Origin of the sequence: Sphingobacterium puteale, assembly GCF_003627955.1 — a bacterium.
GTDB lineage: Bacteria > Bacteroidota > Bacteroidia > Sphingobacteriales > Sphingobacteriaceae > Sphingobacterium > Sphingobacterium puteale.
The window spans coordinates 176,697-196,507 of record NZ_RBWS01000008.1; the positions used below are offsets into that span (position 1 = coordinate 176,697).

Consider the following 19,811-nt stretch of genomic DNA (forward strand, 5'->3'; position numbering starts at 1 on the left):
CGAGGTAAATGTCATCAAATCTTGACGAAAAGTGATTTGATTATTAATAATTGGCTTGGTTTTGGTTAGAAAATTTATCTGTTGAGTTAACAAATATTGCAAATAAATTTATGGAAAATCTGTATTATAAGCCTTCGGGGAAGGCGCCTGCTTTAGCATTAATCGGTTCACTTGTGTTAGGTATTGTCGGAGCGGTTGTTCTGGCCATTATCTACATTGCTTTACAATGGTTTATTCCGATCGTCTATTTCAATGTATTTATCACACTTGGGTTTGGCGCCGGACTGTTCTATCTGCTCAATTTTTGTTTCAAACAATGGAAGTTAAGAAATAAAGGCGTCGCGATTATCATCACTCTGATTGTTGCCCTAGTTGGTTTTTATGCACAGTGGGCGCTGTTCGTTTCGTTGATGTATAATGCTGAAGGTACCATGGGTGGTGACACTTGGGTAAAATCTTCTTTTAGTCTGGAAGGTTTTAAAGCATTTTTTATGCATCCATCATTTATCTGGGAGGCGCTGCAGGGGCTAAATGAGGTTGGTACTTTTACCTTGAAGAAGTCGCCAGTTTCCGGTGCGATGCTCTGGGCCGTCTGGGCTATTGAAATGGCAATCATCCTGATTACACCTATTGTTATGGCTTTTAGGGGCATTACCATTTATCCTTTTTCAGAGAAAGACGAAATGTGGATGAAAAAGAGAATTTTGCCTGGAAGATTAAAGTTTGTTGAGGATAAAGATGCCATGGCAAATACGTTGGCAAATCATGATTTTGCCTATGTCTACGATCATCTTTCCGATGAAGAAGAGCATTTTTCTTTTGCAACTGCAGAGGTGTACGAATCGGATACCGATGACCATCAATACCTGACCATCTATAATCATCAATTTGTCGAGAAGAAAGGGAAGATGGAAGAGAAGAAGGATGAGGTTATTGAATTTCTGCGAATTAATAGGAACAGTCTATAAAAGCCCTTTAATAACTACAATAACAGAAAGACAAAATAGCTCCAGGATTTGTTTCTGGAGCTATTTTATTTAGTATCCTACTTAACTAATATTCCCCCTTTTGCAATCCAGTCGTTGATGGAAGCACTGTAAATCTTAACGTCTTTAATCCCGTTTTTAGCTAATATTGAGGCTGCAATTGTCGCCCGGTCTCCAGATTGACAATGCAGGTATAATTCTTTTGTGCGATCAATTTTGTCCAGATTGTCTTCAATTGTTCCAACAAAGAGATGTGTGGCATGTGGCAGATGTCCTGCTGTAAATTCGGCTGTATTCCTGACATCGAGAATCTGAACATTCGGATTCTCCAGTACAGCATTCATCTCTTGGAACCCAATAAGCTGCTGTTGTTCCAAGGGAATTCCCAATTGAGGAATTGTTTCCAGAGTAATATATCCGGCAACATGATCGAGGCCGATGCGCATTAGCTTGCGGGCAATCTCTTCCTTTTCGTTTTCATCCATGATAAGTACAAAAGGTTTTGTGTAATCCAAGATCCAGCCAGCCCAGGTATTGAATGTCCGATTATGCTGTATGTTGATGCTGCCTGGAAGATAGCCTTTGGCGAAGTCAAATTTATGCCGTGTATCAATGATCGTTGTACCTGCCTGATATAGTTTGTTGAATTCTGCCGTTGAAAGTTTCGGGTACTGAGGCACGCTTGTTTGTAGTGGTCGCTTGATTTTGTTAAGCTTCTTCATCTGGGCAAAATAACGCGGTGGCTCAGGTTGTCCTTCTAAAAGTTCAGTTATAAAACCACTTTCATTATTTTGGTATTGCAGCGCCCAGTTGCGTATCCGTTCATAACCAACCGTTGAACTAGGTACAGCACCCAATGCTTTGCCACATGCTGATCCAGCGCCATGGGCAGGCCACACTTGGATATAATCTGGTAAAGTCAAAAAATGCTGTAAAGACTTAAACATCTGCTGTGCACCTATTTCTTTGGTGCCAATGAGTCCAGCGGCATTCTCCAAAAGATCTGGACGGCCAATGTCTCCAACAAATACAAAATCACCTGTAAATATCATCACCGGATCCATTGTGGCTGGCGTATCAATTAAAACAAAACTAAGACTCTCAGGCGTATGTCCAGGGGTATGAAGCACCTTAAAAATTAGATTTCCAAGATGGATCTGATCACCATCTTTTAATCCGATATGGGGAAACTCATATTGCCAATCTTTGCCTCCTTCGTCGGAAAGATAACATTGGGCGCCTGTTAGTTCAGCTAATTCCAATGTTCCGGAGAGATAATCAGCATGGATATGTGTTTCGGCAATATGTGTAATTTTTAAATTGTTTTTTGCTGCAATCGCTAAGTAAGTGTCGACATCTCTTTTGGGGTCAATTACCATGGCAACACCTTTGGCCTGACAGCCAATTAAATAACTTGAATGTGCTAAAGATGACTCAAAAATGTGTTGAAAAAACATAATATATGATTTTTAGTGATTTACGAATTGAATGATTTCGAAAGTGAAAATTAGGATACCGATACTGATCAGAAAGTAACCGAAGATCCCCTGTAGTCGTACTACCTCCAATTTGTCCTTCCATTTGGAACCAATCTGAAGGCCTATTAAAGTGATTAACGTAAAAGTAAGCAATATCGGCCAATTCATGTGGTTCAAGAGTTGGTAGTTGGCGACCAGACCAAAGGACGCGTTTAATCCAATAATGAATAACGATGTCGCAATTGCTTGCTTCAAGGGGATCCCCAGCAGAAGCACCAAAGCGGGTACAATAATAAATCCGCCGCCAGCGCCGACAAGCCCCGTCAAGATACCCACCAGTAAACCTGCTGTGATAACTTTGAGGACTTGACCTATATGCATTGTAATGGCTGGTATTTCGACCTGTTTCCTTCTGCGGATCATTGCCAGTGCGGAAATTAGAATAACAATCGAAAACAGCAACATAATAACGTGATTTCTGGAGATCGCTATTTCTGCAAGATGAAATTGCGCTGGTATGGCAGCCAACAAGTGTCGCTTGGTCAAGTAGACCGACAGTAAAGACGGAATTAAAAAGACTGCTGTGGTCTTTAGATCTATTTCACCTCTGGCCAGGGGGGTGATTGAGCCGATTATGGCCAGTATTCCAATGGAAAACAAGGAATAATCAAGAGCATATTGGGGCTCAATATGAAATAGGTACACGAAGATCGGTAGTGTTAAAATACTGCCGCCACTCCCCATCAAACCCATTGATAGCCCAACCAATATCGCCAATAAAAAGCCAATTATAAATAGTAGTTCCATTCTTGCTAAATCAAATGCTATCGTTATACCCACAGGCTCATGATCATCTATTCTCGGCTTAATGAGGCAGCTTGTGTCTAATTAAACCATAGATCCATGTCCCTAGGATGGCGAAGATTAGTACAATGCCCAATGTCCAATAGCCTGAGCCGATCAATGCAAACATAGGTCCCGGACAGGCTCCTGACAATGCCCAGCCCAGTCCGAAAATGGTGCCACCGACAAGATAGCGTGTGATGCTTTTGTCTTTTGCCTGAAATGCGATCTGCATGCCATTGCTGTCTTTAATCTTTTTCCGTTTGATAATTTGTACAATGATAATCGCTGTTGTGAGTGCCGTACCGATCATGCCATACATGTGGAAAGAGCGGAACTGAAACATCTCATAAATGCGATACCATGAAGCTGCTTCTGATTTGTATAAAATGATCCCAAATAAGATCCCGATCAATATAAATTTTACTGCTTTCATTTATGCGAAGATTAAAGGAAATAAGAAGTGAACCATGATGATGCCACCTATAAAAAAGCCAATGACTGCGATTAGAGAGGGGAGCTGGAAATTACTGAGTCCTGAGATGGCGTGTCCAGACGAGCAACCCCCGGCATATCTTGTCCCGAAACCGATCAATAGTCCGCCAATGCTCAGTATTAGAAACTGAAGCCAAGAGCCGTTAAAAATAAAGATAGATTCAGGAAGATAGCCCTGTAGATGATCTATTATGCCCAGTTCCTTTAAATCAGCGACACTTTTTGCATTGATTTGCGCAGCGGTCCCGTCACTTAAAAAGTAATGGGCGATGAATCCTCCAATGGCGGTCCCGAGTACCACAAGAAGGTTCCAGGCTTGCGTCTTCCAGTCGAAGCGAAAAAAAGAGGATGATTTACCGGCACCTAATACCGTACACATTGTCCGCAGATTGTTCGACATGCCGAAATCCTTCCCCTGTTTTAACAACAAGTACATGACTAATGCAATTAAAGGCCCTGAAATATACCAAGGCCATGGTTGTTTGATGTATTCCAATAACATAGCTTGTTCTAAAGTTATATGACAAAGGTACATAGCGCTATTACAAAAAACGGTAACAAATGTTACCGTGGAATGTGCGTTATTACATATCGTAATATTCAATGTTGGCTTCCTTGAGGGCCTCGACTAATAACGGTAGGTCATCTTCTTTTTGGAATAATTTATTGCGCCAGGTACGAAAAGCGGAACCTTTGTTTTGGTTTATAATAATCAAATTGCCACCGGAGCGCCTGAGATTTCGGATATGTGAAATGTTGCTCAATGGGAATTCAATTGTCTTTTTTGAATTGCTGATGCGCAGCGTACCCGTGTCCAATTGCCATGTTGACTCCAGTGTAGAACATTTTATCGCTAAATACAGTGCCAATGGGACCATTAGAAGAGCAACGATGATCTTGTAAATTTCCTGAATTGGAACTTTAGACATCCCTGTCCCTATCAATAGAATTGAGGTCAACAGAATAAACATGTATTTTCCGCGATGCAATGTTGAAAGATGGAATGTTTGTGGGTTACTCTTCATACTTTTTTATAAACTTTCCTTTTGCATTAATATAGTAAAAATTCTCCAGGTCTTCACTGACCAAGGCTAAACCATTTTCAAAGGGTTGTGCATTTTGGAATTTAGATGGAATGACCACTTTTCCACTGTAGTCTATATATCCATAGGTATTGTCTTTAAATACCAATAGTAATTTTTCGCCAGCGAAAGATAGGAATTCATTACCTGTGGGTAATAATTTTTTACCGGATTTATCAACCAACTGATAGATCTGATTTTCGATAATGAGTGCCATATTGTCCCGGTACTCAGCTATTGTCTCATATTTTGCAGGGATCAATATATTGCCTTTCAGATCGAGCACACCGGTATAGTCCCCTTCGGTGTACAGCGCGTGACTTAAACTAGGAATGGAGATAAAATCATATTGTGCAGCGAGCAGTAGTTTTCCTGTATAATCCAATAGGCCATACTTCTGGTCTTTCATAAAGACTACCGGTGCGCCTTCCGTATCTAAACTTAGCGATTCATATTGACATGTGATAACTTCTCTACCTTGTAGGTCGATTAGACCAAACATCTGTGCTGCATCAGTGACAATTGCGTAATTACCTACATATGCGTAAATAGAAGCATATTTTGCTGGTGTGAGTTTGTTGTCGAGGCTATCCTTTACCCCAAAAAATTCAGTATTGGGATCCTGATACCAAGACAAATGGTCATTTAGGGCAGAGTCGGCGGCTGTTTCTTCAGCTTCTCCTTCTTCATAGCCTGCTGGAATCTCAAATAATGTAGCGTCATAAGGTATTTCTTCGACTTTAGTTGCCTGAATTCCTAGGCCTTCTGCTCCGATATATAATGCTGCTCCTGGTACTTTTTCTAGATAATCGTAGGTTCCCCAATATAATTTTGGTAAATGTTCCGCATACCACACGGTGATTTCAGTTTGTTTATCTTTACTGCCAGCGAGATTAAATGTTGCTTTTTTGCAGGACAAGCCGGCGATAATTTTCTTCTCATTCGGAATTAAGCTGATTTCAAAATCACTAGAGTAGGCGTAATCACTACCTTCTGAGGTTTCAATAAGCTTGCCGGACGCAAGATCGGTCGGTGTGTAGGTTTTGCTGTTTTCATCTATCAGATAGGAGGTCTTTTCTTTTATATTGCTAATTTGTACTGATTTTCCAAAAAGTAGTGTTTCTACGCGCATTTGGTCGTTGCGGATATAGGCATGCATCAACGCCTCTCCACTACCGGCCAATATTTTGATAAATTCGGAACTTGATGTGTCTGTACCTGTTTCGGGATCTGCAAACTGATAGGTGATTTTGAATAGTTTTTGTTGTGCCGAACCTGTTTTTACAAAAATTAATGTGAAAAACGCTATGCAAAGGAAAAAATGTTTCATTAGGAATACAAATTAAAATACGAATGTATTGAAATTTGGCTGGTTTGTGAAATAATCTTTTGTCATTTGAGAAAAATCATGCAAAAATTTTGATATTATTGTGAGCGAATGCCATTTTGTAAAATAAGTGGTAAAAATCAGACCGTAGGTAACTCTGCCGCTTGTATCATCGTAAAAAGTATCATATAAAAGTCAAGAAAGATCGAATTTTATGATATACAACGGTTTATATAAGACCTCTGCTGATATTTTTGTATTTTACAAACCTTAAATTTACTTTTTAAAACAATATCTGTGGAACTATTGCTTATAGAAGACGAACCGTCGGTCATATCATTAATAGAAAGAGGACTAAAGGAAGAAGGCTATAACATTAGCATTGCAATGGACGGCTATACTGGGTTGAAAATGGCCGGCTTAAATCATTATGATCTCATTTTGCTGGATGTAATGCTGCCGGGGATGAATGGTCTGGATGTATGCAAAAACATCCGTATGTCCAATAATGAGATTCCTATAATTATTCTGACAGCATTAAACCAAACAGAAGATATTGTTGCGGCTTTTGAACGTGATGCTGACGACTACCTCACCAAACCGTTTCGTCTGGAAGAACTAAAGGCCAGGGTCAATCGCTACAGCCGTAAATCCAAAACCGTTAGCGAACAAAAGAATGTGCTGACGTTCGACGATCTGCAACTGGATCGGGACAGTAAATCGGTACAACGAGGAAATACGCCCATCATACTCACAGCTACGGAGTTCCGTTTATTGGAATTCTTAATGCTCAATCGAAATAAAGTATTAACACGGATAGATATCCTGGAGGAAGTATGGGGTATGGACGTCGATCTGAGCACCAATGTCGTGGATGTGTATGTCAATTATCTTCGGAAAAAAATTGACAAACAGTTTGCCCGTAAATTAATCCATACGGTTATCGGTATGGGCTATGTCATCCGTCATGAAAATTAGGACCAAGATTGTACTCTTATTTTCAATCATCAGCACGCTTTTGCTTGTTGTCTTTGCCCTCTATGTTTCTTATTTTACCTACGATAGTTTGCAGACTAAGTTTTTTCACCGTTTAGAAGAAAATGCAGTTATCGTTGGAGATCATATAGTCCATCAAAAAGAAGAAAACAAAGAATTATATATTCAGGTAAAACGCAAATACCTCAAGCAGCTGTCCGAAGGGACAGACCATTTGCTGCGGGTGGTGAAAGGTAGCGACAGTATTCGGTTTAAACCTAATCTACCCATGCCCATGAGCTTTTATAAAGAAGTTATTAAGAATGGCAAAGGCAGATATATGCATAACAAGACTGCATTTGTTGCGGTATTCTTTAATGACAATCTCCATCACGACAACCTTATAGTCGTATCCGAAGGTATAGATGAGTATGGCCATGATGAACAACGACAATTAGATCATACCTTGATTACAGGTGGATTCTTAGCAATTCTATTGATTATCCTCATGTCATTTTATTTTGCAGATCGACTACTAAAGCCTATAAAAGATATCAACAGTGATTTGGGGAAAGTGGATATTGCTAATCTGGACTATAGACTATCCAGTAAATTCAGCAATGCTAAAGATGAGCTAGGGGTATTAATTGCTAACCTCAACTCGATGCTCAGTCGTTTGGATATTTCTGTACAGTCGCAACAGAGTTTTATCGGAAATGCATCCCATTCATTAAAGACACCGCTAACAATTATTGGTGGTGAGGCCGAACTTGCACGAAATCTAATCCCAAAAGAACACGAAGCCTATTATTCATTGGAGACGATTGCGAAATATGCGGATAAGATGGAACTCATTATTAATAATCTCCTTCAATTATCCCGTATGGGCTTTAAAGGAGAGGTAGATAATAAGGTGCTCATTCGCATCGACGAATTGCTCTATGAAATTTATAAGGCTGAACGAAGCATTCATAAAGATTTTAGGTTGTCCTTTGACCTTACTCAAATCCCTGAGGATAGCGATGAGTTAACTGTATTTGCTAATCCCGATCTGTTCTATATCGCATTTAGCAATATTATCTCCAATGCGTATAAATATGGCAATGGTGAGCAGGTTCAGGTCGCTATTAGCTGTGATGACCGAAATATTACAATTAAAGTATTTGATAAAGGGATCGGAATTCCGCAGAAAGATCAGCCCCATATTTTTACTTCCTTTTATCGCGCTTCCAATGTCGGGGATATCTATGGAAATGGCCTGGGGCTTGTTTTAGCCAAGAATATCTTCGATCTCCATGGTGCTGAGCTCAATCTTTATTCTGCAGAAGGGCAAGGTACCCAGGTTGTTGTCACGCTGCCTAAAATTGCTTTCTAATCTTATTTTAATCTCATCCTTATTCCATTTTTAATTTGCCATGATATACTTGTACCAGAGATAGGTATATCATATGAAACCATCACGATTTATTCAAACTATAAAGGAATAAATCTGATAGCTTCATCACCAACAAAAAGCAAGTTATACGGATGAAAAAAACACTTTCACTTATTACAACGTTGGGTTTGGGTATTGCGGCATTACATGCGCAGGAACAGGCTCCAATAGATTCCATTCCAGCAGAAAGAAATAACTTATTATCCAGAAGTAGTTTATTGTCAAAAGAACCAGCTAGGGCAAAATCATTTCAATTGGATGTTTTGCTGCGTGCGGGGCTGCAGGCTGATAACAGCGATGGCTCCAGTCAGGCAAAAGCAAATTTGGACGATGCCCGCATCTTGATGAGCGGTGATTACAACGAGCAGCTTTCTTATAAAGTACGTTTTCGCCTGAATAGATCATTTGCACCGACCAGTCAGGACAATGGTTCAAGAGCATTGGATATGGCCTATATCAAATACAAATTCGGCAAGGATCTGAAATGGTCGGTCACAGCGGGTAAGCAGAGTGCTATTGTGGGGAGCTACGAATTTGAAAACAATCCAATTTACGAATATAAATTCACGGATTATGTTGATCGCATCTTGAATTTATTTGTAGTCGGCGGTACATTGTCCTACGAAGTTAATCCCAATCATTCCTTACATGCACAAGTATATAATACCACAAACGATAGTTTTATGGATGTGCATACTAAAAATGGCTTTGCAGTAGGTGATTTGGAGCGTTCGGCTGTACCCATGGGTGCTTACTTCACTTGGGTAGGAGCCTTTATGGATAAAAAGATCAATACCAAATGGTCTTATAATATCTCGCAGTTTGCTAAGGGGCATACCAACCACTCGGTCTCCCTGGCCAACAAGTTTAAAACGCCAAAGCAGATGGTTTATTTAGACCTACAATATTCTTATCTGGGTGTTGACCATGCTTTGATCGCTTCATCCGCTATCAATGACTTTTACGGACGCACGGGTACAGCGCGCATTTTGGCAAAGGATGTCAGTTATACCTCCGCAATCCTTCGTTATGATCAATTTTTAAGTGAAAAATGGGAGGTCGCTCTGAAAGGTGGCTATGAGACTGCCGGATCAAGAGATGACGATCAAGTTGGAAAAAATTTCCGTCAAAACTGGACTTACTTTGCTGCGTTGCAACATAAGCCTTTTCATAATCAGGATTTGCGATTTTACCTAGGGTACGTGGGGAACACGGTAAACTACAAAGGACTCATGAATATGGATAAAAGTCAATATAACCGTGTTGCTTTTGGCGCATATTTTACCATTCCGGTGCTGTAATAATTCCTTTAACAAAATAACAAATAATTATTTTTTATGCGTTTAACACCAAGAGAAACAGAAAAGCTGCTATTGCATTTAGCAGGAGAATTGGCAGCAAAGCGACTAAAGCGTGGGGTGAAACTAAATTACCCTGAATGTATTGCCTATATCAGTGCTCAGATTATGGAGGAAGCAAGAGACGGCAGATCTGTTGCGGACTTAATGTCTTACGGTACGACTTTATTGAAAAGAAGCCAGGTGATGGAAGGTGTTCCTGAAATGATCCATGATGTACAGATTGAGGTTACTTTTCCGGATGGTACCAAGTTGGTCACTGTTCATGATCCTATTCGTTAATAAATCTTAAACATATGATTCCAGGAGAATACATTTTAAAAAAAGAAGAAATCAAAGCTAACGTGGGACGTAGAACCACTAGCCTTGTTGTAAAAAATGAAGGCGATAGACCGATCCAGGTGGGCTCGCACTATCATTTTTTTGAAGCGAACAAATTGCTTTCGTTTGACCGCGAAAAGGCATTTGGTATGCGCTTGAATATTCCTGCAAGTACGGCTGTACGGTTTGAACCGGGGGAACAGAAGTCTGTTGTGCTGGTTGAATTTGGCGGAAGTAAAGAAGTTCACGGTTTCAATGGATTGACAAATGGCAAGTTTACAGACCAGAATGTCAAATCGAAAGCTGTTGAGAAAATGAAAAAATTAAAATTCAGACAATCTAAATAAGATAGAATGGGAGGATGGAATAGACGCGAATGGATTAAGGTTGTAGGGCTCACTACATTGGGAACTACCGTTGGTCTGCATGCGCTTGGTTTAGATAAACTAGGTTTAGACAAATCATCTGTTAAATATATTGATGGGGAGCTTTATATCCCTAGAGAAAAATATGCTGCTCTTTTTGGCCCTACCACGGGTGATAAGGTGCGTTTAGCTGATACGGAGTTGTTTATAGAAATTGAAAAAGATTTCAACGTATATGGCGAAGAAAATAAATTCGGTGGCGGTAAGACAATCCGTGATGGTATGGGGCAATCTGCCCGTGCCCTGCGTGATGAGGATGTTTTAGACTTCTGTATTACCAATGTGATCATTATTGACCACTGGGGTATTGTGAAAGCTGATGTTGGTATTAAGGATGGTAAAATTGTTGGTATCGGAAAAGCAGGTAACCCTGACGTACAGGATGGTGTAACCAAAGGAATGGTCATCGGAGCTTCGACAGAAGTGCATGGTGGCGCGGGTTATATCCTTACTGCCGGCGGTATTGATACACATATTCACTTTATATCGCCACAACAGATCGAAACTGCGTTATACTCAGGTGTAACTACATTTATCGGCGGTGGTGCCGGTCCGGCAGATGGTACACTGGCAACGACGGTCACTTCGGGCAAATGGTATATCGAGCGTATGTTTGAAGCGTTTGAAAATTTACCGATCAACGTTGGTTTCTTCGGTAAAGGTAACGTCTCAACAACCAAACCGATTGAGGAACAAATTGAAGCTGGTGCATTAGGAGTAAAAATCCACGAGGACTGGGGTGCTACGCCTGCGACCATCGATGCAGCGTTAAAAGTTGCTGATAAATACGATGTACAAGTAGCTATACACACGGATACATTGAATGAAGCTGGTTTCTTGGAAGATACCGTTGCCGCAATCGATGGTCGTGTTATCCACACGTTCCATACAGAAGGAGCTGGTGGTGGACACGCGCCTGATATCATTAAAATTGCAATGTATCCAAACATTCTCCCTGCATCTACCAACCCGACAAAGCCGTTTACAGTAAATACCGCAGAAGAGCATTTGGATATGTTGATGGTCTGCCATCACTTGGATAAAAATGTAAAAGAAGATGTTGCCTTTGCAGATTCACGTATCCGTCCACAGACGATCGCCGCTGAAGATATTCTTCAAGATATGGGTGTATTCTCTATTATGAGTTCGGATAGTCAAGCGATGGGACGTGTGGGTGAAGTTATCTCGCGTACATTCCAGACGGCACATAAAATGAAGATACAACGCGGTCCTTTGGCTGAAGATAAGGGTAAAGATAATGACAACTTCCGTGTAAAACGTTATGTGTCCAAATTTACAATCAACCCTGCAAAAGCGCATGGTGTTGATAAATATATTGGATCCATTGAGACGGGTAAATATGCCGATTTGATCTTGTGGAAACCAGAGTTGTTTGGTGTGAAGCCAGAGTTGATTATCAAAGGCGGTATGATCCTAGGTGCGAAAATGGGGGATGCGAATGCTTCTATCCCTACACCACAGCCTATCATCTACAGACCGATGTTCGGAAACTATGGTAAGGCAGTGTCAAAATTGTGTTTCAACTTCGTTTCAAAAATATCCATAGAGAATGGAAATATCCAAAAATTGAATTTATCACGTAAATGTTTGCCAGTAGAAGGTTGTCGTACAGTGATGAAAAAGGATATGGTACATAATCATGCCACACCAAATATCGTGGTCAATCCAGAAACGTATGAAGTAACAGTGGATGGTGTATTAGCTACTTGTGAGCCATTAAAAGAGCTTCCAATGGCACAACGTTACTTCCTGTTCTAATTCCGCATATATGATTTTAGCAAGAGACATTAAAGGCAATATTTGGGCAGATGGCAAGGAGCAGGATGCTGCTGAACTTGATTTTTTAGAGCTTGAATGGTTTGATACCGAGCGACGTGTCATTCGGGGATTTACCGTTCAAGGCCGGGAGATCGGATTTAAAAATCTGGGTGAAGACTCCTTGTTCGATGGTGATATCCTTTTCGAAACAGAAGAACTCCGTATCGTTGTCCGAATATTGCCCTGTCCTTGTTTAGTCGTACGGCCAAAAAATAGAATGGATATGGCGAGAGTATGTTTAGAAATAGGCAATAAGCATATCCCTGTTTTTATAAACGCAGCTCATGAAATCATAGCGGCTTACGAAAATCCGCTGTGGGAACAATTACTGCGGGCGGGATTTACACCAACGAAAGAGTCACGGGTAATTGAACGCACGCATACATTGCGCATACATCAGTATGCCGTCGTGCAAAATAAGATCACGCTAGCAAAGGGGGTATAAATCTAATGATCACAAAGTGTGGTCAGGCGATTGCCAGCAAGAGTGATCGAACAAAGTAATCCGGATATTCCATATGACCATTAAAAAAAAATAATTTACATATGAATCCATTGTTGACATTGATGCAGATCAATGATTCCGTTTTTCCGATTGGAGGATTCACACATTCCTATGGATTGGAAACCTATATAACCAAAGGTCTTGTACACGACTCGAAAACTGCCAAAGAGTACGCGCAGACCTTATTGGAACATAGTTTCTATTACAACGATGCGGCCTTTTTTCATAAGACTTGGCAATTATGCGAAACAAAGGCAACAAAGAAGAAGGTAGCAGAATTAGATGCCTTGATCACGGCCTTTAAAGCGCCTTATGAAATTCGGGATGCCAGTAAAAAATTGGGAATACGCTTCTTGAAGCTGACTGAAAAATTGCAGCCGGTTAAACGTTGTTCAGCTTATTTAAAAGCAATAAATACACAAGAATTGCATGGGCATTACGCGATGGCATTTGCCATGTTTGCACATGCGCAAGGGATTAGTTATTCAGATGCATTGAGTGCTTTTTATTACAATTCACTCAATGGTATTATGACCAACTGCGCGAAACTGGTCCCTATTAGTCAAATGGATGCACAACAGATTCTGTTTAAGTTGCAGCCATTAATCAATAAGTTGGTTATCGCGCAACCAGCGTTGGAAGAGGATTTAATCGGTAATTGTTGTATCGCACAAGATATCCGTTGTATGCAACATGAAAAGTTATATACACGGATCTATATATCGTAAATGCAAGATTACTGCTATACTTAAAATTTATTTAATCTGATTGAGCAAGGTAAATTTTAAGCATCATAAACTTCATCTAAGCGATGAAATAAATAGTTAGAGATGAAAAAGACGTCAAAAAGAAATTATGTAAAAATTGGTGTTGCCGGACCTGTTGGATCGGGCAAGACTGCTTTGATCGAACGATTGACACGTTCGATGTCCGCAGATTACAGCATTTGTGTTGTTACAAATGATATTTACACACGTGAAGATGCGATGTATTTACAGCAAAATTCGGCATTACCAGCAGAACGTATCATTGGTGTAGAGACTGGTGGATGCCCACATACCGCGATCCGCGAGGATGCATCGATGAATATTGAAGCGGTGGAGGAATTGGCCAACCGTTTTGAGGATGTGGAGCTTATTTTCGTTGAAAGTGGGGGAGATAACCTGACAGCAACATTCAGCCCGGACTTGGCGGATTTAACCATCTTTGTTCTTGATGTTGCCGAGGGTGAAAAAATGCCGCGTAAAGGCGGCCCTGGTATCACACGCTCAGATTTGTTATTGATCAATAAAATTGATTTAGCGCCCTATGTACATGCAGATTTGGAGGTCATGCGCCGTGATACATTGCGGATGCGTGGAGAACGTCCTTTTATTTTTACGAATCTGATGACATTAGAAGGGTTGGAAGATGTAAAGAAATGGATCAAAGAATATGCTTTATTAGAACAAGTAGGTTAAAAACAACGGGATATGGATAGTAAGATCGTATTAAATGTAGCCAAAGAGGACGGTAGAAGCAGACTAAAAGAAAGCTACCATAATGCGCCATATAAATTGACACATTATGGAGCAGCGAATCTAACTGATCATCTGGAAATGATTATCATGAGTGCATCACCCGGTATTATGGATACAGATCATCTTCATATTGATGTCCATGTAAAGGAAGAGGCGCAATTAAAGCTGTTTACGCAGTCTTTCAATAAATTACATCCGATGAAAACCGGTGCTAGCCAGCATACAGATGTACAGGTGGCTTCGGGGGGAATATTGCATTACATTCCGCATCCGGTCACGCCCTTTAAAGACTCCATATTCAAGGCAACCAATCATATTCATTTGGCCGAAGATGCGGTTTTGATGTGGGGTGATATTATCAGTGTCGGACGGATCTATATGAAAGAAGCATTTGAATTTGATCGTTTGCATACACAGACTAAGATTTTCAGATCAGGAAAACTGGCCTTCATCGACAATCAGCTGTTGCAACCCAAAAAGCAGCCAATCCAGAAAATGCTCTTCTTTGAAGGTTACACCCATCAAGCGACCTTTATATTCTCCGCTCTTTTCGCGCAGGAATTAAAGAATGAACTTGACGAAATATTGACTGTAGAATATAATGACATCTCTTATGGATTTACACAGGCATCATCAAATGTCGTTATTTTACGAGCGCTGGGTTCTGATGGTGAATTGCTGTATGATTTTCTGCAAATGTTAGGGCAATTGTGCTGGGACTTTACCATGCATAAACTGTCGGAGTCGAAAGAAGTTGAAGTCATCGAAAATGAGGCGACCGAGACTTTGCCGGTTGTGACAGAAGCGGTTTTGACTGAAGTTGTTGTTGCTGACAAGAAAGACGCAGCCAGTCCGCGGAAAAAGAGGGTAAGCAAGAGTACTACGGAGGAAGGACTGAAATATGCGTAAACCGAAAGAGCCTACCGAAATCCTCATTGAGTCCATTCCCAATTTTGAGCATGTTAAATTCAATCGTGAATCGGATATTTTGGATCTTTCCTACTTTGAAGTGAATAAACGTGTTATCCACCGCAAAACGCGTAAGGGAAATATGGTAAAGATACAACGGGATGACAGCACGGCCTTACAGTCGGGGCAATGTATCTATCATAGCGAAGATCTGTTTATACAGGTCAATATCTTGCCCTGCCTTTGTGTATTGCTTGACAGTCAGGATCTTTCTGTGGTCGGAGAATTCTGTTTTGATGTAGGCAATCGTCATTTGCCCGTGTATCTGAAAGCTGATGGGCGCTTTGCTGTCTCCTATGACGGACGCTTGTATCAGGCATTAAAAGAAAAATATAATGGTTCCATTTCCTTGGAAAATGCCATTTTAGAACCAGATGAACAGATTACGTCGCTTCGCAATGCGAAAAAATAAGAGCTGAGTATTTGAACGTTTGTTTTAGGTTTTGATTTGATAGCGGGAGCCGATCTTTGTTTGTGCGCTGCTTGAAAATGTTGAAAAATTGTGCATTTTTGTTGTTATGACATTTGGTGCGGAATTGCAGGGATGGTATCTACAGCATAAGCGTGATTTACCATGGCGGGAAACAAGAGATGCCTATAAAATTTGGCTCTCTGAAATTATCCTGCAGCAGACTCGAGTAGAACAAGGGCTGCCTTACTATTTACGATTTGTGGAACGGTTTGAGACAGTCGTTGACTTTGCCAACGCAGAGGAAGATGATATTTTACACCTTTGGCAGGGATTAGGTTATTATTCAAGGGGACGAAATATGCATAAGGCTGCACGAATCGTCCGTGACGAATATAACGGCATTTTTCCTGTAGACTATAAGACCTTGCTAAAGCTTCCCGGTATAGGTGAATATACCGCTGCCGCAATTTCATCCTTTGCCAATAATGAGGCTCAGGCAGTATTGGATGGGAATGTGTTCCGTGTGCTTTCGAGATATTATGGCATAGACACAGCGATTAATTCTACTGAGGGAAAGAAAACTTTTACGGCTATCGCTCAGGAAAATTTGGATCAGGACCATCCGGCATTATACAATCAGGCCATTATGGATTTTGGTGCTATTCATTGTAAGCCTAAGCAACCTTTGTGTATTACTTGTATGTTTAATACATCTTGTTACGCCGTGCTACAGGGAGAGGTTGATCGATTGCCGGTTAAACTTAAAGGCAAAGCAAGCAAAGAACGGTACTTTAATTATTTTATTGTTAAAGATGAAGCGCAAATTTTGATGTCAAAGCGCGGAGAAGGCGATGTCTGGCAGAATTTATATGAGTTTCCCCTTATCGAGTCCGATCGGACATTAACGATACCGGAGATTCTAATAGATGAGCAATTTGTCCGGTATTTCGGGGATAAGGCGGAGATCAAACTTCTGCAAAAACAAACTAAACATATTCTGAGCCATCAGAATATTTATGCGACATTCTTTGAAGTGCGGTTAAAGGGCGGTCTAAATCAAAAAAAATCCAATTGGGATTATGTATTTTTAAAAGATTTAGATAAATTAGCTAAACACAAGTTGATCTTTACCTTTTTGGAAAGATCCAATTTTTAACCATTTATGCTTTTAAATTATGTCAGGAGTTAACAAAGTTATTTTAGTGGGACATCTTGGAAAAGATCCCGAAATTCGATATTTAGAAGGCAATGTCTCCGTTGCCAGTTTCCCATTGGCAACTTCAGAAACGTATAACAAGGACGGAAAACGGGTCGAACAAACCGAGTGGCACAATATTGTCATGTGGCGCGGTTTGGCAGATGTGGCGGTAAAATACCTTACTAAGGGCAAATTGGTCTATATCGAAGGTCGATTACGTACGCGTACCTACGAAGATAAAGAGGGGATCAGACGTTATGCTACTGAGGTGGTTGCTGAGACATTTACTCTTTTGGGACGGAAATCGGATTTTGAACCAGCTGGAACTGCTAATGCGGGAACTGCTGCAAGCACCCCCGCGCAGAAGGCCGAGGATAAAGAAATCGAAGTTGATTTTACCGAAAATGATCAGGAAGATAATCCGCTTCCATTTTAATCGAACTCGAAAGCAGCTTTGAATATTGAACGGATATTATTTTACATTAATATAGTTATGAGCAAAAGAGCAGATGAAAGTCTGCTCTTTTTGATTTTTAGTATACTCTTGCTTGCTTCTGACAGGGATGAAAAGATCATCTTACCGGTGTTTTTATGCGCAATGAGTTGATAAAAAATAGGTTTATTCTGGTTGATCTAGATCGAAATTTTGCAGGCAGGGGTGTTTTCGAAGCCGTTTGAGAGATGGCTAAAATTTCTTTTTGGCGGAAATTTTGGCTATGTTTGTCGTAATTATGTTGCAAGATAAAATTACGCAGTATACTGAAGAAATTAAGGCGTTTGCGCCATCTTCTTCAGCCGATGTAGAAAATTTCAGATTGAAGTTTTTGGTTTCCAAAGGGATTGTAAAAAATCTTTTTGATGAATTCAAAACAGTTACTCCTGAAGAAAAACGTACTTTGGGGAAAGTACTGAATGAATTTAAGCAGTTGGCGGAAAATACCTTCAAGGAAGCACAGGAGAAATTTGGTTCCGGCGAGAAACAGAAGTCTCAGCAAATCGAGGGTGATTTAACATTGCCCGGTAATGGATTTCAGTTGGGATCCAGACACCCAATCTCATTGGTACGCAAGGAAATCGTTGAGATCTTTAAAAAGCTGGGCTTCATCGTTTCTGAGGGACCAGAGATTGAAGATGATTGGCATAATTTCTCCGCGTTGAATTTCCCGCCTGAGCATCCGGCGCGTGATATGCAAGATACATTCTTTATCAAAAAACAGGAAGGTAACGATATTACACTCAGAACACATACATCTTCTGTTCAGGTTAGACTCATGGAAGCTGGTAAGCCACCTTTCCGTGCGATTATGCCCGGTCGTGTTTATCGGAATGAAGCTATCTCGGCTCGTGCACATTGTTTCTTTCACCAGGTAGAAGGATTATATGTGGATGAAAATGTTTCGTTTGCTGATTTGAAGCAGACTTTATACCATTTTGTTCAAGAAATGTATGGTGAGGGCACTAAAGTGCGTTTCCGCCCTTCGTATTTCCCATTTACAGAACCTTCTGCTGAGATGGATATTTCTTGTACAATCTGTAAAGGTGCTGGGTGTAATCTTTGTAAATATTCGGGTTGGGTAGAGATTTTAGGATGCGGCATGGTAGATCCGAATGTACTTGAAAATTGTGGAATCGACAGTAAAAAGTATTCGGGTTTTGCCTTCGGTATGGGCATCGAACGAATCACAAATCTTAAATATGTGATCAAAGATTTGCGACTTTTCTCTGAAAATGATACGCGTTTCTTAGCTCAGTTTGAGACTGAATTAATATAAATCAATGCTAATAAAGACTATTGAAACCATCACACTATTGCCAAGCCTTAGGTGTGTCTTATTCGATCCGGGTGTTGGAAATAGTGTGATGTGTGGTAGTCTTATCTGAAGAATATGGAACCAGATCATATCATTGAATCCATAAAAAGAACAGCACGGGAACTCTTTCGTCAAAATGGTTATCATAAAACCAGTGTAAACACGTTGGCCAAAAAAGCTAAGATTGCTAAGGCGACGGTTTATAAATACTTTGATAGTAAGGAAATGATCTTGCATGCCATTTTGATGGATTATCTGCGGGCAAGTCTGCTGGATATCTTAAAGACCACAAAATATGAGGATGATATGGCCTCTTTTTTGGCTTCCACCATTCTTCGTGTCAGCCGACTGACTTATACAGCATGCAATGAATTGATTGGCTGGGAATTTATCCGTGAGTCGGCCAATGCACAGGAATATCTAAAAACACTATCTGAGGATCTGGAATTCCTGCTTTTGAGTACATTTATCCAGAATGAAAAGATCAATGAAGCGATCAGTGAGGAAAAACTGACATTTCTGATCAAATCAAGTAAGAGCATTGTATTCTCTTTTGCTTTTACTGCCGTTTCGGATGCCGATGTACGTAAAAACTTTATTTCTTTTCAAAAAGAGATTCTTCCGTACCTTGTTCAGGCAACGATTCTCTAAGTGATTATGGGTTCTGTTGTTTATTGCCGCCTATTATCCACCTATTCAATAATCTTCCTTTTGCTAATGTTCTAACGTTTACTTTTTTTCAAGGAAGTATGTCTGAATTTAGACCTTTTTATAGGCATTAAACAATGCTGCATATCCGCGAATAATAAAGGAAATTTGCCTGATCAAAATC

General features: G+C 40.3%; 22 protein-coding genes. 16 read left to right on the top strand and 6 right to left on the bottom strand.

The features are described from left to right. Nucleotides 1-110: 110 nt before the first annotated feature. On the top strand, nt 111-968 hold the full coding sequence (locus D7322_RS11480; RefSeq protein ID WP_147430381.1) for a hypothetical protein: 858 nt from the start codon (nt 111-113) through the stop codon (nt 966-968). Nucleotides 969-1,045: 77 nt separating this feature from the next. Here the strand turns inward: D7322_RS11480 and D7322_RS11485 are convergent, their stop codons facing one another. The 6 genes from D7322_RS11485 to D7322_RS11510 all read right to left on the bottom strand — a co-directional run bounded on the left by D7322_RS11485 (nt 1,046) and on the right by D7322_RS11510 (nt 6,214). Further along, nucleotides 1,046-2,443, bottom strand: coding sequence for an MBL fold metallo-hydrolase (locus tag D7322_RS11485; protein ID WP_121124340.1), 1,398 nt, complete (start codon nt 2,441-2,443; stop codon nt 1,046-1,048). A 12-nt stretch (nt 2,444-2,455) separates the two neighbouring features. Next, complete coding sequence (locus D7322_RS11490) at nt 2,456-3,271, bottom strand: sulfite exporter TauE/SafE family protein (protein WP_121124342.1); 816 nt, start codon at nt 3,269-3,271, stop codon at nt 2,456-2,458. A 58-nt stretch (nt 3,272-3,329) separates the two neighbouring features. After that, entirely contained in the window at nt 3,330-3,743 is a 414-nt protein-coding gene (locus tag D7322_RS11495; RefSeq protein WP_121124344.1) for a DUF6691 family protein, read from the bottom strand. After that, nucleotides 3,744-4,304, bottom strand: a complete 561-nt coding sequence (locus D7322_RS11500; protein ID WP_220700063.1) for a YeeE/YedE family protein — start codon at nt 4,302-4,304, stop codon at nt 3,744-3,746. Between the two features lie 82 nt (nt 4,305-4,386). Then, a complete protein-coding gene (locus D7322_RS11505; protein ID WP_121124346.1) occupies nt 4,387-4,827 on the bottom strand; it encodes a hypothetical protein in 441 nt (146 codons plus the stop codon). Beyond that, nucleotides 4,817-6,214 (bottom strand): WG repeat-containing protein, encoded by a 1,398-nt coding sequence (locus D7322_RS11510; RefSeq protein WP_121124348.1) that lies wholly within the window; start codon nt 6,212-6,214, stop codon nt 4,817-4,819. Before D7322_RS11510 ends, D7322_RS11505 begins: the two co-directional genes overlap by 11 nt. A 294-nt stretch (nt 6,215-6,508) precedes the next feature. Between D7322_RS11510 and D7322_RS11515 the strand changes: the two genes are divergently transcribed. From D7322_RS11515 to D7322_RS11585, 15 genes are all read left to right on the top strand, one after another. Further along, nucleotides 6,509-7,189 (top strand): response regulator transcription factor, encoded by a 681-nt coding sequence (locus tag D7322_RS11515; RefSeq protein ID WP_121124350.1) that lies wholly within the window; start codon nt 6,509-6,511, stop codon nt 7,187-7,189. Next, nucleotides 7,179-8,561: a sensor histidine kinase gene (locus D7322_RS11520; RefSeq protein ID WP_183078684.1), complete on the top strand. Its 1,383-nt coding sequence runs from the start codon at nt 7,179-7,181 to the stop codon at nt 8,559-8,561. The genes D7322_RS11515 and D7322_RS11520 overlap by 11 nt, the downstream gene beginning before the upstream one ends. A 152-nt stretch (nt 8,562-8,713) precedes the next feature. Continuing rightward, complete coding sequence (locus D7322_RS11525; protein ID WP_121124354.1) at nt 8,714-9,922, top strand: porin; 1,209 nt, start codon at nt 8,714-8,716, stop codon at nt 9,920-9,922. 36 nt (nt 9,923-9,958) lie between these two features. Then, a complete protein-coding gene (gene ureA / locus D7322_RS11530) occupies nt 9,959-10,261 on the top strand; it encodes an urease subunit gamma (RefSeq protein WP_046674789.1) in 303 nt (100 codons plus the stop codon). Nucleotides 10,262-10,275: 14 nt separating this feature from the next. Beyond that, the gene (ureB, locus tag D7322_RS11535) at nt 10,276-10,647 is read left to right on the top strand and encodes an urease subunit beta (RefSeq protein ID WP_121124356.1); all 372 of its coding nucleotides are present in this window, start codon (nt 10,276-10,278) and stop codon (nt 10,645-10,647) included. A 6-nt stretch (nt 10,648-10,653) separates the two neighbouring features. Then, the gene (ureC, locus tag D7322_RS11540; RefSeq protein WP_121124359.1) at nt 10,654-12,504 is read left to right on the top strand and encodes an urease subunit alpha; all 1,851 of its coding nucleotides are present in this window, start codon (nt 10,654-10,656) and stop codon (nt 12,502-12,504) included. Nucleotides 12,505-12,514: 10 nt separating this feature from the next. Next, nucleotides 12,515-13,009, top strand: a complete 495-nt coding sequence (locus D7322_RS11545; protein WP_121124361.1) for an urease accessory protein UreE — start codon at nt 12,515-12,517, stop codon at nt 13,007-13,009. Between the two features lie 101 nt (nt 13,010-13,110). Continuing rightward, nucleotides 13,111-13,797 carry an urease accessory protein UreF gene (locus D7322_RS11550; RefSeq protein WP_120261828.1) on the top strand — a complete coding sequence of 229 codons (687 nt, stop codon included), beginning with the start codon at nt 13,111-13,113 and terminating at the stop codon, nt 13,795-13,797. A gap of 102 nt (nt 13,798-13,899) precedes the next feature. Further along, nucleotides 13,900-14,529 (top strand): urease accessory protein UreG, encoded by a 630-nt coding sequence (gene ureG, locus D7322_RS11555; protein ID WP_120261827.1) that lies wholly within the window; start codon nt 13,900-13,902, stop codon nt 14,527-14,529. A gap of 12 nt (nt 14,530-14,541) precedes the next feature. Continuing rightward, nucleotides 14,542-15,498 carry an urease accessory protein UreD gene (locus tag D7322_RS11560; protein ID WP_121124363.1) on the top strand — a complete coding sequence of 319 codons (957 nt, stop codon included), beginning with the start codon at nt 14,542-14,544 and terminating at the stop codon, nt 15,496-15,498. After that, nucleotides 15,491-15,970: an urease accessory protein UreE gene (locus D7322_RS11565; RefSeq protein ID WP_121124365.1), complete on the top strand. Its 480-nt coding sequence runs from the start codon at nt 15,491-15,493 to the stop codon at nt 15,968-15,970. Before D7322_RS11560 ends, D7322_RS11565 begins: the two co-directional genes overlap by 8 nt. Before the next feature lie 106 nt (nt 15,971-16,076). Next, a complete protein-coding gene (gene mutY / locus D7322_RS11570) occupies nt 16,077-17,126 on the top strand; it encodes an A/G-specific adenine glycosylase (protein ID WP_121124367.1) in 1,050 nt (349 codons plus the stop codon). A 19-nt stretch (nt 17,127-17,145) separates the two neighbouring features. Then, entirely contained in the window at nt 17,146-17,604 is a 459-nt protein-coding gene (locus tag D7322_RS11575; protein ID WP_121124369.1) for a single-stranded DNA-binding protein, read from the top strand. 295 nt (nt 17,605-17,899) lie between these two features. Further along, the gene (gene pheS, locus D7322_RS11580) at nt 17,900-18,940 is read left to right on the top strand and encodes a phenylalanine--tRNA ligase subunit alpha (protein ID WP_077438207.1); all 1,041 of its coding nucleotides are present in this window, start codon (nt 17,900-17,902) and stop codon (nt 18,938-18,940) included. Nucleotides 18,941-19,054: 114 nt separating this feature from the next. Next, entirely contained in the window at nt 19,055-19,630 is a 576-nt protein-coding gene (locus D7322_RS11585; RefSeq protein WP_104385291.1) for a TetR/AcrR family transcriptional regulator, read from the top strand. Nucleotides 19,631-19,811 lie beyond the last annotated feature (181 nt).

Bases quoted from the DNA above. Each gene is read 5' to 3' on its own strand.
- D7322_RS11480 (WP_147430381.1), top strand. From the start codon at position 111: ATGGAAAATCTGTATTATAAGCCTTCGGGGAAGGCGCCTGCTTTAGCA.
- D7322_RS11485 (WP_121124340.1), bottom strand. From the start codon at position 2,443: ATGTTTTTTCAACACATTTTTGAGTCATCTTTAGCACATTCAAGTTAT.
- D7322_RS11490 (WP_121124342.1), bottom strand. From the start codon at position 3,271: ATGGAACTACTATTTATAATTGGCTTTTTATTGGCGATATTGGTTGGG.
- D7322_RS11495 (WP_121124344.1), bottom strand. From the start codon at position 3,743: ATGAAAGCAGTAAAATTTATATTGATCGGGATCTTATTTGGGATCATT.
- D7322_RS11500 (WP_220700063.1), bottom strand. From the start codon at position 4,304: ATGTTATTGGAATACATCAAACAACCATGGCCTTGGTATATTTCAGGG.
- D7322_RS11505 (WP_121124346.1), bottom strand. From the start codon at position 4,827: ATGAAGAGTAACCCACAAACATTCCATCTTTCAACATTGCATCGCGGA.
- D7322_RS11510 (WP_121124348.1), bottom strand. From the start codon at position 6,214: ATGAAACATTTTTTCCTTTGCATAGCGTTTTTCACATTAATTTTTGTA.
- D7322_RS11520 (WP_183078684.1), top strand. From the start codon at position 7,179: ATGAAAATTAGGACCAAGATTGTACTCTTATTTTCAATCATCAGCACG.
- D7322_RS11525 (WP_121124354.1), top strand. From the start codon at position 8,714: ATGAAAAAAACACTTTCACTTATTACAACGTTGGGTTTGGGTATTGCG.
- ureA (WP_046674789.1), top strand. From the start codon at position 9,959: ATGCGTTTAACACCAAGAGAAACAGAAAAGCTGCTATTGCATTTAGCA.
- ureB (WP_121124356.1), top strand. From the start codon at position 10,276: ATGATTCCAGGAGAATACATTTTAAAAAAAGAAGAAATCAAAGCTAAC.
- ureC (WP_121124359.1), top strand. From the start codon at position 10,654: ATGGGAGGATGGAATAGACGCGAATGGATTAAGGTTGTAGGGCTCACT.
- D7322_RS11545 (WP_121124361.1), top strand. From the start codon at position 12,515: ATGATTTTAGCAAGAGACATTAAAGGCAATATTTGGGCAGATGGCAAG.
- D7322_RS11550 (WP_120261828.1), top strand. From the start codon at position 13,111: ATGAATCCATTGTTGACATTGATGCAGATCAATGATTCCGTTTTTCCG.
- ureG (WP_120261827.1), top strand. From the start codon at position 13,900: ATGAAAAAGACGTCAAAAAGAAATTATGTAAAAATTGGTGTTGCCGGA.
- D7322_RS11560 (WP_121124363.1), top strand. From the start codon at position 14,542: ATGGATAGTAAGATCGTATTAAATGTAGCCAAAGAGGACGGTAGAAGC.
- D7322_RS11565 (WP_121124365.1), top strand. From the start codon at position 15,491: ATGCGTAAACCGAAAGAGCCTACCGAAATCCTCATTGAGTCCATTCCC.
- mutY (WP_121124367.1), top strand. From the start codon at position 16,077: ATGACATTTGGTGCGGAATTGCAGGGATGGTATCTACAGCATAAGCGT.
- D7322_RS11575 (WP_121124369.1), top strand. From the start codon at position 17,146: ATGTCAGGAGTTAACAAAGTTATTTTAGTGGGACATCTTGGAAAAGAT.
- pheS (WP_077438207.1), top strand. From the start codon at position 17,900: ATGTTGCAAGATAAAATTACGCAGTATACTGAAGAAATTAAGGCGTTT.
- D7322_RS11585 (WP_104385291.1), top strand. From the start codon at position 19,055: ATGGAACCAGATCATATCATTGAATCCATAAAAAGAACAGCACGGGAA.